The sequence below is a fragment of the Enterococcus sp. ZJ1622 genome (assembly GCF_011038845.1).
GTDB lineage: Bacteria > Bacillota > Bacilli > Lactobacillales > Enterococcaceae > Enterococcus_B.
This window is the reverse complement of the sequence record NZ_JAAKDW010000001.1, coordinates 325,559-341,776: the sequence shown is the minus strand read 5'-3', so window position 1 is coordinate 341,776 and position 16,218 is coordinate 325,559. Positions and strand designations below refer to the sequence as shown.

16 protein-coding genes and 2 pseudogenes are annotated in these 16,218 nt (G+C 40.0%); 4 read left to right on the top strand and 14 right to left on the bottom strand.

Going from position 1 to position 16,218, the window contains the following annotated elements:
- Positions 1–174: 174 nt before the first annotated feature.
- Positions 175–645 carry a TspO/MBR family protein gene (locus G7Y42_RS01730; RefSeq protein ID WP_165003314.1) on the top strand — a complete coding sequence of 157 codons (471 nt, stop codon included), beginning with the start codon at positions 175–177 and terminating at the stop codon, positions 643–645.
- 150 nt (positions 646–795) lie between these two features.
- Here the strand turns inward: G7Y42_RS01730 and G7Y42_RS01725 are convergent, their stop codons facing one another.
- The 5 genes from G7Y42_RS01725 to G7Y42_RS01705 all read right to left on the bottom strand — a co-directional run bounded on the left by G7Y42_RS01725 (position 796) and on the right by G7Y42_RS01705 (position 8,616).
- A complete protein-coding gene (locus tag G7Y42_RS01725; RefSeq protein WP_165003312.1) occupies positions 796–2,001 on the bottom strand; it encodes an LCP family protein in 1,206 nt (401 codons plus the stop codon).
- Positions 2,002–2,382: 381 nt separating this feature from the next.
- Entirely contained in the window at positions 2,383–3,870 is a 1,488-nt protein-coding gene (gene murF, locus G7Y42_RS01720) for a UDP-N-acetylmuramoyl-tripeptide--D-alanyl-D-alanine ligase (RefSeq protein ID WP_165003309.1), read from the bottom strand.
- A gap of 40 nt (positions 3,871–3,910) precedes the next feature.
- Positions 3,911–4,150 carry a hypothetical protein gene (locus G7Y42_RS01715; protein ID WP_165003307.1) on the bottom strand — a complete coding sequence of 80 codons (240 nt, stop codon included), beginning with the start codon at positions 4,148–4,150 and terminating at the stop codon, positions 3,911–3,913.
- Positions 4,151–4,155: 5 nt separating this feature from the next.
- Positions 4,156–5,838 carry a hypothetical protein gene (locus G7Y42_RS01710; protein WP_165003288.1) on the bottom strand — a complete coding sequence of 561 codons (1,683 nt, stop codon included), beginning with the start codon at positions 5,836–5,838 and terminating at the stop codon, positions 4,156–4,158.
- A gap of 120 nt (positions 5,839–5,958) precedes the next feature.
- Complete coding sequence (locus G7Y42_RS01705) at positions 5,959–8,616, bottom strand: adhesive domain-containing protein (protein WP_165003286.1); 2,658 nt, start codon at positions 8,614–8,616, stop codon at positions 5,959–5,961.
- A 541-nt stretch (positions 8,617–9,157) separates the two neighbouring features.
- Here G7Y42_RS01705 and G7Y42_RS01700 point away from each other — a divergent pair.
- Positions 9,158–10,627, top strand: a complete 1,470-nt coding sequence (locus G7Y42_RS01700) for a helix-turn-helix domain-containing protein (RefSeq protein ID WP_165003283.1) — start codon at positions 9,158–9,160, stop codon at positions 10,625–10,627.
- Positions 10,628–10,681: 54 nt separating this feature from the next.
- On the opposite strand, the gene G7Y42_RS01695 is transcribed toward G7Y42_RS01700, so the two are convergent.
- The 4 genes and pseudogenes from G7Y42_RS01695 to G7Y42_RS01680 form a co-directional block, all read right to left on the bottom strand.
- Complete coding sequence (locus G7Y42_RS01695; RefSeq protein WP_002292860.1) at positions 10,682–10,882, bottom strand: cold-shock protein; 201 nt, start codon at positions 10,880–10,882, stop codon at positions 10,682–10,684.
- A gap of 137 nt (positions 10,883–11,019) precedes the next feature.
- Complete coding sequence (locus G7Y42_RS01690; RefSeq protein ID WP_165003281.1) at positions 11,020–11,628, bottom strand: superoxide dismutase; 609 nt, start codon at positions 11,626–11,628, stop codon at positions 11,020–11,022.
- A gap of 82 nt (positions 11,629–11,710) precedes the next feature.
- On the bottom strand, positions 11,711–12,181 hold the full coding sequence (locus G7Y42_RS01685) for a GtrA family protein (RefSeq protein WP_165003279.1): 471 nt from the start codon (positions 12,179–12,181) through the stop codon (positions 11,711–11,713).
- 47 nt (positions 12,182–12,228) lie between these two features.
- A pseudogene (locus G7Y42_RS01680) lies at positions 12,229–13,109 on the bottom strand (cation diffusion facilitator family transporter).
- Positions 13,110–13,259: 150 nt separating this feature from the next.
- Between G7Y42_RS01680 and G7Y42_RS01675 the strand changes: the two are divergent.
- Positions 13,260–14,069, top strand: coding sequence for a DUF1189 domain-containing protein (locus G7Y42_RS01675; protein ID WP_165003277.1), 810 nt, complete (start codon positions 13,260–13,262; stop codon positions 14,067–14,069).
- Positions 14,070–14,159: 90 nt separating this feature from the next.
- Here G7Y42_RS01675 and G7Y42_RS01670 read toward each other — a convergent pair.
- From G7Y42_RS01670 to G7Y42_RS01650, 5 genes and pseudogenes are all read right to left on the bottom strand, one after another.
- Positions 14,160–14,273 (bottom strand): annotated as a pseudogene (locus tag G7Y42_RS01670) (transposase); the annotation flags it as partial.
- Complete coding sequence (locus G7Y42_RS01665; RefSeq protein ID WP_165003274.1) at positions 14,227–14,424, bottom strand: hypothetical protein; 198 nt, start codon at positions 14,422–14,424, stop codon at positions 14,227–14,229. The gene G7Y42_RS01665 and the pseudogene G7Y42_RS01670, both read right to left, overlap by 47 nt.
- Before the next feature lie 341 nt (positions 14,425–14,765).
- Positions 14,766–14,957: a hypothetical protein gene (locus G7Y42_RS01660; RefSeq protein WP_165003272.1), complete on the bottom strand. Its 192-nt coding sequence runs from the start codon at positions 14,955–14,957 to the stop codon at positions 14,766–14,768.
- A gap of 24 nt (positions 14,958–14,981) precedes the next feature.
- Positions 14,982–15,314 (bottom strand): hypothetical protein, encoded by a 333-nt coding sequence (locus G7Y42_RS01655; protein WP_165037797.1) that lies wholly within the window; start codon positions 15,312–15,314, stop codon positions 14,982–14,984.
- Positions 15,315–15,369: 55 nt separating this feature from the next.
- Complete coding sequence (locus G7Y42_RS01650; protein WP_165003268.1) at positions 15,370–15,519, bottom strand: hypothetical protein; 150 nt, start codon at positions 15,517–15,519, stop codon at positions 15,370–15,372.
- A gap of 71 nt (positions 15,520–15,590) precedes the next feature.
- On the opposite strand from G7Y42_RS01650, the gene G7Y42_RS01645 reads away from it, so the two are divergent.
- Entirely contained in the window at positions 15,591–16,139 is a 549-nt protein-coding gene (locus G7Y42_RS01645; protein WP_346773676.1) for a helix-turn-helix transcriptional regulator, read from the top strand.
- Positions 16,140–16,218 lie beyond the last annotated feature (79 nt).

Sequence of the window (16,218 nt, the reverse complement as noted above, 5' to 3'; positions counted from 1 at the left end):
TTTAAATAACACAAAAATAACATGAAGAATGAATCGTAAAGCAACAAATCATAAAAAAGCGTGTTTTTCTTAATGATGACCCTCGTAAAAAGCGTACGTGTCTTATCCAATCTAAATACAGGTATGGAACGAATCGTTCATGGTAAACTGGATATATAGAAAGGAGTGGAGAAAATGAATATGTTGAAAGATCGCAAGTTTTGGTTTTGTGTGGTTGGGATCGTTGTTTTAGGTTTTTTATCTGGGCTTTTAAGCGGAAATCCAGGAAGCTATTATTATTCCTTGCAACTGCCCTCTTTTGCGCCACCTAGTTGGTTGTTCGGTCCGATGTGGACATTGTTGTATCTATTGATGGGGATTTCTCTTTATTTACTGCTGAATCATGAAAATAGAAAGCAGAGACAGACGATGGTCACGCTATTTGTAATTCAATTCATCTTTAACCTTTTATGGACGTTCTTCTTCTTTAATCTGAAGAACAATTTAGTCGCAGCGATCGATATTACGTTGTTAGTGATTTTCTTGTCCATGCTGATGTACCATTTGTGGCTCAATAAACGGATAGTATCGTGGCTCATGCTTCCTTACTATATATGGGTATTATTTGCGACCCTTTTAAATTATTCTATCTATTTCTTGAACTAAAAGTCGATCGACGAATCATCGAAATCAGGATAGACGTCATTCATGTCAAGATATAAAACATCCGAACTGATGGAGGATGTTCGCTGATAGTCAGCGAACAGATCCTATCATCGTTCGGATGTTTTGTTCTCTTATTTCGATTGTGTGTGTTTAATAACCATACCCGTATCCATAATCGTTCTGTCCGTCAGTTCCCTGATCGGCATAAGGATCATAGGTTTGCGTATCTTGGCTTGGGGCATAGTATTGGCTCGTGTCTTCATTTTGCTGATAATTGGTATTCGGATCTTGATACTGATCATAGGAACTTTGTGTATAACCAGATGTATCTTCACTTTCCGTTCCAGTTTCTTCGTCTGATGTATCAGCGCCATCCGAATCATCGTAAAACATCATATAAGCATTATCATTCTTCATATTAGGCAAAGTATCGCTTGTCTTGATGTTCAATTGCTTTTTCAATTCATTCTGGATCGAAAGCAGATCGTTTTTCCCAAGAATCTGGTAGTATATGCCATCGATCGTCTGGCTTTCGCCTTGCAGCTGATCTTGTTTGATCGTTTTAAAAGCAGAGGTGTAATTGGTTGCTACGTCCATCATATCGTCCCAATCCAGATCCGTTGTTACGTTGTTTTCAACAGCTTTTAAGATTTTTTTATAATTGCTCACACCATCTAAACTCAAAACTTTATTGACGATTTTTGTCACTACTTCACGCTGACGTCTCTGACGACCGATATCGCCTTCTGGGTCTTCGTGACGCATCCTAGAATAAGCTAAACCCGTTTTTCCATTTAACGTTTGTTTACCTACTGGGACATGCACGCCATCTAATGTAAAATCGATTTTGTTATTGACTTCGATTCCTCCGACTGCATTGATCAAATCTTCCATCCCGTCCAAATTGATCGTCACATAATGATCGAGTGGGATATCCAGTAACTGTTCGATCGAGTCCATCGCCATTTCGACACCGCCGAATGCATATGCATGATTGAGTTTGTCTACCGTGCCATATCCGACGATATTCGTATAGATATCACGATCAAGACTTACGATTGTTGATTTTTTTTGTTTAGGATTGACGGTGACGACCATCATCGTATCAGATCTTCCTTGTTCGGTACGACCTAATCCCCCAGTATCCAATCCCAGTAACAGGACTGAAAATGGCTCACTGTCGTCGATATTGACCTTGTCCTTTCGTTTAGTGGACTCTCGATTCAGACTTTGCGAAATTTTATTCACTGTCTGATTCGCCTCGCTCATGAACTTGATCCCATAAGCTGAAAGCCCGCCTACCAAGAGAACAAGTATCCCGAGTAAAGTTAATATAACTTTCTGCCATCGCTTCATAGTACACCTCTGTCTCACATTTTCTAAAATATTGTCTCATACAACCAATAAATCAGCAATTTCCCTTTTTAAACGTAAGAAAACTTTAAAAAAATAAATGAGTACAATAACTGATTTATATGTAATTTTTTCAAAATTCTTAACTATCATACCACAGCACACAAAATGAGGAAAGAAGGAATAGGACCTATTTGTAAAGGTTTTACAAATTTTTCCGCTTTTTTGGTTAAAAAATATCTCTTTTTATTTTATCGATCATTCCTTCTTAAAAAACAAAAAAGACCGGAAAAATAGATGCCGGTCTCATCGATGATTCGAAAATCCAGGGTATAGAACGCAAGAATCGTTTAATCATTTTTTGCTTTGTGTTCTGTTGGCTACTCAACTTCTGCTTTTCAGCTGGTGATTTGCAGCGATCCGGCGAATGTATTTATCGATTTCTTGAAAGTCACTCCCCGTCACAGATCCTTTGGCTAAAATCAAACTGTCTTCATTCAAATGATCGTTGATAGCCTCACCCAGTTCTTGGAGTGTACTAAACCACTGGAATCGCTCTTCCTGCTCTTTCACTTCCTCAAATACCGCTTTGAACTGCTCACCGTAACCGAAAACACGATCGGCAGATGTCTTTTTCATTTCAGTTTTCAAGGCTTCATGGACCTTCGCGGAAGCTTCGCCCAGATCCGCAATTTGGCCTAAGATCAAAAAACTGTTTCCTTTATAAAAGGGGCGTACATCATTGAAATATTCAATCGCATTTTTCATCGATGGCAATGAAGCGTTATGCGTATCATCAATGAATGTAAACTGCTGTCCCTCTTCAGATGCGTACTCTGTCTTGTCTAGGATCTTTCTCAATGGCTTGAAGGTTTCGAATGCTTTTAAATACGGTTGAAGATCGCCTCTCAATTTCCATACGGTCAGTAAAGAAGCCAAAGCATTTGAGATCATCCCCGAAGAAGAAACTGCTAGATTCAATAAAACTTCTTCGCCAAAAAACGAAACTGTGACTTCGCAGTATGTTCTTTTCTGCTCTTTCTTTTTTACATACACATCTTGTGTCTGATCATGTAAGGAATAAGTGAAGATCGTAGCTGTCTTTTTTTTAGCAGCTTTCAGTAATATGTCCAGTTCTTCTTGTCCCATGTCCGTATTGATGATCGCTGTCCCATCTGCTTTCAATCCATCAAAAATCTTTGCTTTATGGACAGCCACTCCTTTTGTGTCTTTCAGTGAGCTAAGATGCGCTTCGCCAATTGATGTCACGATAGCGATATCTGGTTCGATCAGATGAGACATCGATCCCGTGTCATAGGAATTCAATGCGTTTACTGAGACTTCCAAGTTCAAAAGATCGGGACAGCTGACTAATTTGCTCATATACAAAGGGATGGCGAATCGCACGTTATGGTTCCCGCGATTTTCCAGTACTTTTTCTTTTTGAAATAGATGGGAGATCATCATTCTAGTAGAAGTTTTTCCTGCCGAGCCGGTAATCGCGATAACAGGACCAGTGAATCGGCTGCGTAATTTCGCTGATAATTCCAATAAGAATTCCCAACTGTTCTCAACAATGAACTGAGGCGACGTCACTTGAGGATCTTCAATCGGTTTTTCTGTCACGATCAAGCCAAACTCGTTTTCTTTACCTGCGATTTGCTCATTGCCATCACGCCAAGCAACAGGCTTGCGGTTGATATAACTTCTTCTTTCAGGTGTCAGACAGACAAACATCGTTTTCGAATAATCATTTGATCGTTTCAAATGTCCAGAAAAATATTCTACATCGCGTATCTCTGTCTCCAATCCTTCATATTGTTTAAAATAGTACCCGTTGATGCCGGATAATAGTGTGTGGATCGTACTCATCTTTTTTCCTGCCTTTTTGATTTATTTTTTGCGTTTATTCTTACCACCTACCTCTTCTTGGTCTTGCTTGATTGACGTATCTCGCAGCATTTTTTTCGATCCGATTCGGTGAGTCGTTCTGGTCTTGTTCCCAAGGGTAGAGTCCTTCTTGGTTTTTTTCATATCTACTCAGATCTTCTTCTATAGTCTGGTTACTATGCTGTTTCTTTCGGCGTAAACGAATCCCTAAATAAGAAAGACCGATTGCTGCTAATGCCGCAAAACGAATGAATGCTACCATCTTGTTCACTCCTCTTCTTTGTAATGGATACGATAATTGATCAGTCCTGATAGAAAATGCTCCGCATCATCGATCCTCATCCTGAAGCGGTCATGTCTGGCAAAAAAGCCATAGCTGATCACAGCAGGGCACTTGAAAAATTGTGCAAACTCTGGGAACATGACGCCCGTGGTGATTTCATGGTGTACTCTTTTTTTCATCACAGTATTGATTCTTTCTTTTACTTGGCAAAAATCGGCTTCTTCAGCGAATATTTGATGCTTGAGTTCACTGTGTTCAAGTTTTGTCATCATTTTTGATGCTGCAACTAACAACTCGAGCATCGTCGGGTATGCCGTATCCCTTTTGTCGATAAAATCGATGTTTTCTAAAGCGTTTTTTATCCCAAACTGATAATATTCTACTGTTTGATGATGTTTCAGCATCTCATTGGTCGCATAACTTAACCAATGATCGTGATATTTTTGATAATTATTTTTCACAAACTGATCCATCAAACCTTCGCAGATAGCAAAGATTTCTGGTTTTTTCAATTGTGCATATGCTCGAAGGAGAGAAAACAGGATTTCGCCATCATAATAGATGATCCGAAACTGTTCTTTCGTTTCTAATCGCTCATTTAATACATGGATCGTTCGCTGATCATCCGTCAGGAATTTTTCTGACACTGTTTTGATCAACTGTTCCAGTATCGGATGGAACTGTTCTTTTTTCGCTACTTCACTATACTTAGCAATCGCTAAAATAGCCGTTGCTTGTGCACCTAATTTATATTCCACTTCCTGATTCAAGTAATCTTTGATAAGAAGCTCTCCATTTTCTACTGAAGTAAGATGTTCGATTCCCCAAACCAATCCATTTTCAACTTCTTCTAACATTTCATGATCTGAAAAATAGTCTGCGGCTTCTGCTAAAGCATATAAAGAAGAAAAATGCCGTACGGAGTTATAGCCTTTAAGCAGCTGATCATAACAAGGATAATAACCATAAATAAATTGACCGGTTTTGGTTAACTGTTTTCTCAAGTAAGTACTGCCTTGTGCGATCACTAAATCTGTTGTTTCTTCCAGATTCTCATAGGTCACTTCTCTCAAATGATTACCATTCCCATAATCTTTTAATGGATACATGTTTTCTTTTTCAAAATAAAATGACTTTGTCTGAAAAAAGTAAAAGGCTGATCGTTCTAAGTAACTGATATCCGTTTCTTCACGTCCATATTTACGTTTGACGTATCCTTTGTAATTTTGCGGATCAATCCGTAATTCAGGGAGGTTTTTTCCCACTTTATGTTTTTTGCTTGGCTTGATGATGGCATTGGCGACTAATTCTTCTTTCAAAAAGCTTCTTCGTCTCAAACCATCGATTCTTAGGTTAAAATCAATATAATTGTTCCGTTTGATTTTTCCTAGTCGTTCTTTTACTTGCTGATAATCGGCTTTTTCTTCTTCTGTGGCGATATCTATTCTTAAATAAGGTGCTTTTTCAAATTGGTTGAGACGATAAGCGGTCAGAAAATTCTGCCAAATCGTTTTGAAATTTCGGCCGTAAAACTCGTAGATCCGTCCACGTTCACTGAAATCCCCTACTGAAACGATGAGCAGCTGTTTCGATACGTTCGTCTCGATGGTCTCTAAAATATCTTTTATTTGTGACAAATAAGTTGTTGTGGCTGTTTGAACTATCACTGGATCACCTCTATATAGAAAAAGATGCGGCAAAAGTTTTCATTTTTGGTTGTCTTTTCCGTTGATACGGATCAAAAAATCGACTAATGCCGCTTTCTTCTTCGTTATTTTCAATATGTGTTATTCTTTATTTTTTTGCTTTTTCATTTTCCAGATTCCTAATCCGGACATGGCTGAGGCAAGTACTCCTAGCCAAGAAGCTGAAGAACTCAGTGTATCTGATGTCTTAGGATACGATTTTGGTGATGCTCCTCCCCCAGATGCAGTAGGTTTTGTCGTTCCTCCATGATAGCCTCCACCTGTTAGTCCACCTGATCCACCTGTTTGGCTGCCTCCGCTTGGTGCCGGAATCACATCAGGGTCCCCGTCTCCATCAGTGTCGGCGTCAGCGTCGGCGTCGGCGTCAGCATCAGCATCCGCGTCGGCATCTGCATCTGCATCCGCGTCGGCGTCGGCGTCAGCATCTGCGTCGGCATCTGCGTCGGCATCTGCGTCGGCATCGGCATCTGCGTCGGCATCTGCATCGGCATCTGCGTCGGCGTCAGCATCAGCGTCAGCATCCGCATCAGCGTCGGCGTCAGCGTCGGCGTCAGCGTCGGCATCTGCATCTGCATCTGCATCTGCATCCGCGTCGGCATCTGCGTCAGCGTCGGCATCCGCGTCGGCATCCGCGTCGGCATCTGCATCAGCGTCAGCATCCGCATCAGCGTCAGCATCAGCGTCGGCGTCAGCATCCGCATCAGCATCGGCATCCGCATCAGCATCGGCGTCAGCGTCGGCATCTGCATCTGCATCTGCATCAGCGTCGGCGTCAGCATCAGCGTCGGCATCGGCATCCGCATCAGCATCAGCGTCAGCATCGGCATCCGCGTCGGCGTCGGCGTCAGCATCAGCGTCGGCATCCGCGTCGGCATCAGCGTCAGCATCAGCGTCGGCATCAGCATCTGCATCGGCGTCGGCGTCAGCATCCGCGTCAGCGTCGGCATCAGCGTCGGCATCCGCGTCGGCATCTGCATCGGCATCTGCGTCAGCATCCGCATCGGCATCTGCATCTGCGTCGGCATCGGCATCAGCATCAGCGTCGGCATCGGCATCAGCGTCGGCATCTGCATCCGCGTCAGCGTCAGCATCGGCATCTGCATCAGCATCCGCATCGGCATCGGCATCTGCATCAGCGTCGGCATCTGCATCAGCATCGGCGTCAGCGTCGGCATCCGCGTCGGCGTCGGCGTCAGCATCCGCGTCAGCATCAGCGTCAGCGTCAGCATCGGCATCCGCGTCGGCATCCGCGTCAGCATCCGCGTCGGCATCAGCATCAGCGTCAGCATCCGCGTCGGCATCAGCATCAGCGTCAGCATCCGCGTCGGCATCAGCATCAGCGTCAGCATCCGCATCAGCGTCAGCATCCGCATCAGCGTCAGCATCCGCATCCGCATCACCATCATCATCATCCGGAATAACGGCTGTGGTTGGATCACTTGCTACTTCATTCTCATCATAAGCAATCAGCTGGATTTCCTCTAAAGGAGCTACGTCTTCTTCAGAAATCGGGATAGTAAAGTTTCCTGTCTCATCTGCTTGACCTTCTGCGATCAGGTTCCCTCCATCATCGTAGATACGAACCGTTGCATTCGGGTCTGCCATCCCGGTCACTTCATAACCATCTGTAGAGTTTCCCGTTACTTCTACGTTATATGGTGCTGTGACTGCAGCAGCTTCGTAAAACACAGGTGAGTAGCCATCGATATTTGAAGCGATTGCAATCGATAAAATATCTGACTTAAGAATCGTCCCGACAAAGCCAGCCTCATAAGGTACAGTCATATCGACTCCGGCATTTGATAAATCTGTGTAAGTAGGGTCTTGGATCAGTGTAGGGATCGTAACAGTAGTTTCTCCAAGGATACTTGCATCAGCAAGCGTACCAAGTAAAGAAGAACCAACATTCACTAATGCTAAAGCAGCACCAAAAGTAACATTGAATGCCGGTTTGATTGTTAACGCTAAAGCTGTATTGATCGTTGCGGCAGCTGCGTCCCCTAATAGCCCTCCATTAGATGTTGCTTCAATCGCTTGGACAGCATTATTGATCCCTTGTAAAATGTCCCTTAGATTTTCGCGGATCACTGTTTCCAATGCACCATCCAATTCGCCGTAAATGTATTCGTCACCTTGCATCTGAAGTTGTACCTCCACTTCAGCAGAGGACAGTGTCGAAAGGTTCTGCAGCAAAGCAAGCTGTTCATAGACCTCGGAAAGATTCACGCTCGCCAGTGGATTTAGATTCACGATATCTTCTACTGCTCCTACTAATGTCGTCACTGCCCCATCTACGATATTCAATAAAGGCGCTAAACTATTCCCCGGCAGCAGGATGTCTGTATAGAAAGTACCAGTTCCATTTGGTGTGACGAGACCTTGCATCTCTTCTGGAATCGCTAACACTGCACGACGAGTTCCATTGATCAGACTAACATCAAGCCCGCTGTTTCCAGAAATGACAAAGTCTACATTGCGTGTCGCTCCTTCTAATGGATAAGGTGCATCAACCGTCGTTCCACTAGTATTCGATGTACTGAGATTCGTGAAAAGCTGCCCGCTGATCAGATCTGCATGTACTTGCTGTGTCCCTACCGTAAACAGCGGTGTCGCAATTGAGATTGGTGTGATCCCTAACATCACGCCAGCCGCAAGTGTCGTACCGGCCATTAAATATTTTTTAGCGCGCCGTTTCGCTCTTGCTTTTTGTTCCATACTTTTTTTATAATCTTTTCTCATCGTTCTCCTCCTGTGCTAGTACTCATTTCACCCCTGTTTTTGTTTTCCTTTATCCAAATATGTCAGCTTTTTAGAACACTCCTTTTAGTCCTATTTTTTTAACCAAAAAGATATCTTTTTGAAACTATTCGATTCATCAACTTAAGTTAGTGGAATTTTAGCAACCATAAAATTAAAAATCTATTATTATGTTCTAATCTTATTTTAAATAACTATGATTTCATCCTTTGCTAGTAAGTCACCTTATCTCGCAGTATGTTATGTATTTGTATAAAAATAGGATTTTTTTCCTAGATGAATTATAATGAAATAAGCAATCACGACTTTATTTGGATTCTATTTTTTGAAAAGGCTACCACAAAAACACATATGTAAAAAATAACATTCAATCAACATAAAATAAAAAGTTATTATTCGTCTGAATTTGAGAAAACAAGCTTTTTTTATTATTTTTTGTTCTAAAAAAATACAATTGATAATAATTTTTTACGTACTTTTGTTTCATTCAACCTTATTCATAATCAAAGAGGAGAACGATTTTATGAATTTTTATACTTTTTTAGAAAGACCTGTACAACTACAATTGACGATTCTTGAACAGCTGCATACAACAAAAAAAAGCCGATCTTTAGAACAGCTTTCTCAATTACTAAAATGTGATAAACGCGCTGCTCTTAATCATTGTGAACATATCCGAGAACTTTCTGTGAACAATCAATTCAGAAAAGAAACACGGAATTATCACTTTTTAGGTACGAATACAGATTATCAGCAACTTGTCCTGAGTATCCTTGATCACTCAACGATATTTCATTTAATCAGAGAGTTATGCTTGTATTCGAGCGTGGATCTAGCTGCTTTTTCAGTAGAAAAAAATATCAGCGAATCCTTTCTCAGACGCCATATTACCCATATCAACAAATTATTGGAAAAATATCAGCTCCAGATCAAAACAGGAAAAGGACAGATTTATATCAAAGGGAGCGAGATGCAGATCAGGTATCTGATCTATTTAGTTTTATGGCAGGCATATCATGGGGTGGAGTGGCCTTTTCCATCGATTGATTTCCATGAATTGTTCTCAGAAATCACTTCAGCGTTCAAAATCGTGAATCAAAAACCGAATAAAATAAAAATGATCGAATGGTGCTTCATCGTTGCTGTCACTATCCTTCGTTCCAATCAAGGGAATGTAATACCAAAAGAGTCCTTGCCCTACTTTACAGACGCTCTTTGGGAAGGATTTGAAACGATTGCCAGTAAGCTGAAACAAAACTATCAACGATTACAGCTCAGCCTGACCGATACAGAATTCCTGTTTCTTTGGATGCAGTCACGCGCTGCCTTTTACTTAAAAGAAAACTATCTTGATACAGCTATGAAACTACACATCAAACATGCAACACCAGTAAAACAACTGCACAGCAGTTTCTTTTCATATATCTATTCGATCGGTTTCAAGTCATCTAAGATCAATCCAAAAAAACCGCTCTTGAATGGGACACTGTTAGCCAATGGGATGCACGGGTACTTGTTTCCGCAATTTTCGATCATCAAACATGATATCACTACGTTTATAGAAACGAATTACCCAGCTTTCTATTTAGAAATCAACCGTTTATCAGAAAAGTTCAAAATGGATTCTCCTGTTCTTAACTGGCTACATCCATGGAACCTAGCGGAAGCTTTTATGATCATCACGTCTCCAGCTTCATTCAATCAGGAAATAAAAATCAAGTTTGAAACCGACTTTCCTATTGGATTAGAATTAGCATATATGGAGATGCTTCAAGAACAGCTTCGCATGTACTTGAATGTCGTCTTTACTAACGACCTTCTCTTTAAGCCTGAACTGATCATACGTACCACCGATACACCGATAAAAAGCGTGACTTATGAAGAACAGATTCCTTGTTTGACGATCAGCACGGAGATGTCCAGCGAGCAAATCTATCTACTCAGCCAAAAAATCCAAGAACTGATACTGACAGAAACGAAAATCGCTAGATAATTGTAAAAAAAGACACGACTCCAAAATGAAGTCGTGTCTTTAGTCAACAAATTATTATAATTTAGTCACTTCAGCAGCTTGAGGTCCGCGTGCACCTTCAACAATCGTGAATTCAACTTCTTGGCCTTCTTCTAAGCTTTTGAAGCCGTCTCCTTGAATCGCTGAGAAATGTACGAATACATCGTCTCCGCCGTCTACTGTAATAAACCCAAATCCTTTTTCATTGTTGAACCATTTTACTGTTCCGTGTTCCATAAATGTATAGCCTCCAAAAAAGTTCTTGCAAGAGTCCTTGCATGAATATTATACCCAATTTAGAAAACGCTCGCAAGCTTTGCACTAGTTATTTTTCAAAATCTTTTTATGACAGGAGACTTTTTTAGAAAAACGGTTTATTTTGCTGCTTCAAAGCGTTTGTTTACTTCGTCCCAGTTCACTACATTCCAAAAAGCTTCAATATATTCTGGACGAACGTTTTTATATTTCAAGTAATAAGCATGTTCCCAGACATCTAATCCAAGCACAGGTGTTTTACCTTCCATTAACGGTGAATCTTGGTTTGCAGTAGAAGTGATCGCCAATTTACCGTTTTCAACAACAAGCCAAGCCCATCCTGATCCAAAGCGTCCAGCAGCTGCTTTTTTGAACTCATCTTTAAAAGCAGAGAAATCGCCGAATGTTTCTTCGATTGCTTCTTTGATTGCACCAGTTGGTTCTCCGCCAGCATTAGGCGCCATGATTTCCCAGAAGAAAGAATGGTTCGCATGTCCTCCGCCATTGTTACGAACGACTGTTTTGATATCTGTAGGGATCGCATCCATGTCTGAGATCAATTCTTCGATCGTTTTTTCGCCTAGTTCAGGGTATTTTTCGATTGCAGCATTCACGTTCGTTACGTACGTGTTATGGTGTTTGTCATGATGCAGATGCATCGTTTCTTCGTCGATGTAAGGTTCTAATGCATCATATGCATAAGGTAAATCTGGTAATGTGTAAGTCATAAAAAATTCCTCCTCAATGTTCCTTCATAGTATTTACACTACAAAGAGTAACAAAGAGAAGGAAATTCTTCAAAAATTATGCCTACTCATCTTTTTCGATCTGCTTGTTTTCTTCTTCAAAGACCTCTGTCTCTTTAAAAATAAATAATTTACTGAAAACATAATTGGCTAGTATCACGATGATCTGTGTGATTATTTTTGCCACATATTCATTGGTATGCATCCCATCGATCAGTAAAACCATCGCGCCCATATCCAATCCATATGAAAGAATCCGATAAAAAAAGAATTTGCCGCATTCAATCAGCGCATGGGTAAAATTCGGAGATTTAGAATGGAATACCCACAGTTTGTTCGTCACAAAAGCAAACAGGACCGAACAAAACCACGAGATAGAGTTGGAAAGTGCCATGCTCAAATCAAAATACTGCAGGGCGATCGCAAAACTGACAAAGTTCACGACCGTTGCCAAGCCGCCGAAAAAGAGATACACCAGTATTTCCCAATAGCCTTTGTTTTCCAGATATTCTCTTACTTGCTGATATAACTTCATGTGTCAACCTGCCTTATCAAAAATTCTTATTCATCATACTCTATTTTTCAGCAACTTTCATCTTTATTTAAAAAAATTAATTTTTTCCGATCATCCATTTTTGCTTCTGCCTGGATCGTGACGTGTGTGATGCCGTACCCTTCTTTCAGTATTTTCGCAATCTGAGGATAGATTTTTTCGACTTCACTCAGCAGCTGGTCCTCAAAGTCTATATGGGCATCAAAAACGATTTTCGTCTCACTATACTGCCAGACATGGATGTGATGGACGTCTTTTACCCCTGGAATGGTTTTAAGATCGCTCTCCAAGCGCTGATAATCAATCGCTGGTGCACTCTGCATTAGAATATCTACTGTTTTTATCACCACATGCACTGCTTCAAAAAAAATATAGACAGAAATAAGCAACGTGATCACTGGATCGACCCAATAGATCTCAAAATATCGGATCAGCAGCGCTCCGATGATCACACTGACAGAAGACAGCGTATCACTAAGCAGGTGAAGATAGCTGGATTTGATATTCAAACTCTCCCCTGCATCTCTTCGCAGCAAAAGAACAGAGAACAGATTAGCCAAAAGCCCGATCACGGCAACAATGAGCATCAAGCTGCTATTGATCGTCTCCGGCTTGAACAAGCAAACGCTAGAACGACAGAAAGCGCCCCTAATATAAATGAGTTGATAAAAGCACTGATGATCTCGGAACGTTGGTATCCGTAAGTTTTTTTCGTATCGGCGTCTTTTCGTGCGATTTTTTGTGCAACATACGAAAACACGATCGCTAACATATCACTCAAGTTATGAAAAGCATCTGAAATGAGTGATAAACTGCCAGAAGCGACCCCACCGATGAATTCAGAAAGTGTGATAATGGCATTCAATAAGACGACACCGAACATCTTCTTTGCTGTTGTCTGCTGATGCATGAGACTCACCTCTTTTTTATGTTCACCCTAAGGATAGCATTTTTTTCAAAAACAACCAATCATTCGTACGTTTTCACCGGGCAGCCCTTGTATTTCCCTTGATACTTCGCTAGAATTGCAAGTGATGACAATACGAGACAAGGAGTACTTATGACAACAAAACAATTAATTATCAGTTCTTTCACCCGTTTCAGCGATCTGAAGGATGCACGGAAAACCTCTTTTTGGAAATCAATCCTGTATCTTTTAGTGCTTAGTGTCCTTATGGCTCTGCCTATCTCTTTCCAGGTCTTCCAAGTTTTGGACAGCATCAAATCGGATGGACAGAAGATCGCTACAAAAATCCCGGATTTCACGATCAAAGATGGACAGCTCGACGCAAAAGACAGCAAAGGATTCATCTATCAGACCAATTCCATCATCTTTACCTTTGATCCGGAAGGAAAACGAACAGAACAAGACATCTCTTCTGATTTGATGGGGAATTTTCTCAGTGTCGGCATGCTGAAGGACAAAGTCGTCGTGGCTTTGCCTAATACAGGGACGACTTCCGCTTTATTGAACAACAATCAATTCGAAATGCCCTACTCGAATGAAGCAATGAAAGACCTGAACGGATCACAGCTTCGTTCATTCTTAGAAGAAACAGCCGTTCCTTTTTGGATCAAAATCCTAGTGTTCCTGTTTTCTATCTATCCTAGCTTTTTGAATCTGATTATCACTTTGGTCCTGACAAGCTTCGTGGCATACCTATATGCGCGTCTGCGACTTGCAAAAGCAACCTTTCTTGACTGCTTGAAAACAATGATCTACGCTGTTTCCTTGCCAGTCGTGATCGCGACGATCCTGATGATCTTCCTTCCTTCTTTTGATACAAGTGCGTTCATTGCCCTTGCCGGTATTTTTATTTTCGCACAAGCGGTCAAAGGATGGCCGAAATTCCAGCTGCCGCAACGGTAGACAATGAGACAGGACTGACAAAAAAGTCTCATTGTCAAATGGTGTTGTTTTGATTAAATCACCTTGAGGAAACGTTTTGACGTTTCCTCTTTATTTATTATTAAATAATCTACGCATGCGTAGATAGCGAAATGTCCGAAAGTCAAATGCGATTCGTTTAATGAACTTGATTAGATTGTTTTTCCCTTCCAATTTGCCGTTGGAACCTTATTGTCGGCGTATGTTGATTTATGTTTAGGATCTCCATATGCTTTTTCATATCCATCTGAAAAGGGGCAAGTATCCCTTGCAGGGTAGAACCTATATCACCCAACATAAATCGTTCAGACATTTTGATCAAAAAATATGTTTTCATTCTTCTTACTCTCCTTTTTTCATGGACACTGATGCTAAACGTTGTTACGTTCAATAAAAGCAATCTTTATAAAAAAAGAAGCCCATAGAAATGAGCTTCTCTTCCATTCTTTAATTAGAATAAAAAGCTAGTTAGTCTCTATTTCAGGAAACTAACTAACTTTTTCTTTATAGTATTCATTTTCCCATAAAATCACACAGTTTTTAAAGCTAAGCAGAATCAAGAAAATTTTGTAGTCAATCAATATTTTTATTCTACTAAAATAGTAACACAAAACTATTTCATTGATTTTGTGTTGCTAATCTCATTGCTTTTGGATTCAATTTGGTGATTTTTTATACTTATTTATTCTTATCCGTATCTGTATTCTTGTCAATTTGCATTTCAAATATTTTTCTTTCTAACTCATTAATATTTTCTTGTTGTTTTGTAACCTTTATAGACAATGATATAGTTGCAATAGCTAATAACAATATTGCGAAAAACTCATAATGCAAAATAGTAAACCTAAATATATCTCGAAGAATTATCATTGGGCTGACTCCTATTTTCTCTACTTATCGATCATACATATAATCATCAAATCCTAGTGCTGCAGGTAACCCAAACGCTACTGTAATGCCAGACATAATCCAACCACCATTGGTTTTGTAGCTCTTTTTAGTTAAAATACCACGAGACACACATTGCTTAGCTGCGTATCTGCCCGCGTTGTACATTCCTGAAACTATTGCCATGGCAGAAGCTACAATTCCTAAGATAGTTTCTAAAGCGATTTTGCCTCCAGATTTTGTAGCAAGAAATGCAAGATATCCATCCATTAACTCATCTTGATCGTCTGCTGTCACAGTTTTTCCATAAAAATACTCTTGGAAATATTGGACAGACATTCCATTACCGTTTGCTTCCAAATATTCAATGGCTTTGTTATAGTTCTCATTCTCTTCATTTAAAAACGTGACTACCCTGTTCTTGATCAATCGTAGCTATTGGCATTTTTTCTGCAGCTAAAACAGAGGTGGACGGAATAATCGCCCCAGAAAGAGCAACAACAGATAGTAATCCGGCAATCAATTTCATTTTATTTTTAACCATCCAAAAACACTTCCTTTATTTTTTATTTACAAAGAAAGTATATTAAAATAAACTGTACTTAGATATCAAATATGTTTTACATAGCGTTTTACATCGTATTAAATCTGCATTTTACTATGATTAAAAGAGAGGAAATACTTTCTATGATGAATGTTTCTAAAAAAATAAAACAAGAAAGATTGAAAAAAAACTTTTCACAAGAAGAGTTAGCAGAGAAACTTTTTGTCTCAAGGCAAACTATTTCAAACTGGGAGAATGAACGTTCCTTTCCCAATTACGATAATCTTATCTTATTATCAAAAATATTCAATCTCCCTATCAATCATTTTCATGAAGAAACACTCCCTACAGACTCGCTAAATAATCAGACTCAATATCTTTCAAATAAACGATTAAGAGGAAACTCGGATATCGGAATGTGGCGTACAGGGATATTCGTATTTCTTATAATCTCAATTTTCATCCCCTACTCAGCTCCTATTTCCTTTTGTATCCTCTTTTTATGGAAGGAAAAAATTACGCATAGGTTGTTCCTCTTTGCCTATAGATTTCTGTTAACAGTTGTTACGATAGAGGTCTTAGTTGCTATTGTTGTCTTAGTATATTTTCTATACTTTTAATTTTCTACAACAGATGAGAAAATAGATAATTGTTATTTACTTATTCGCAAACAACTTACCTTCTTGCGAAATTTGTTTA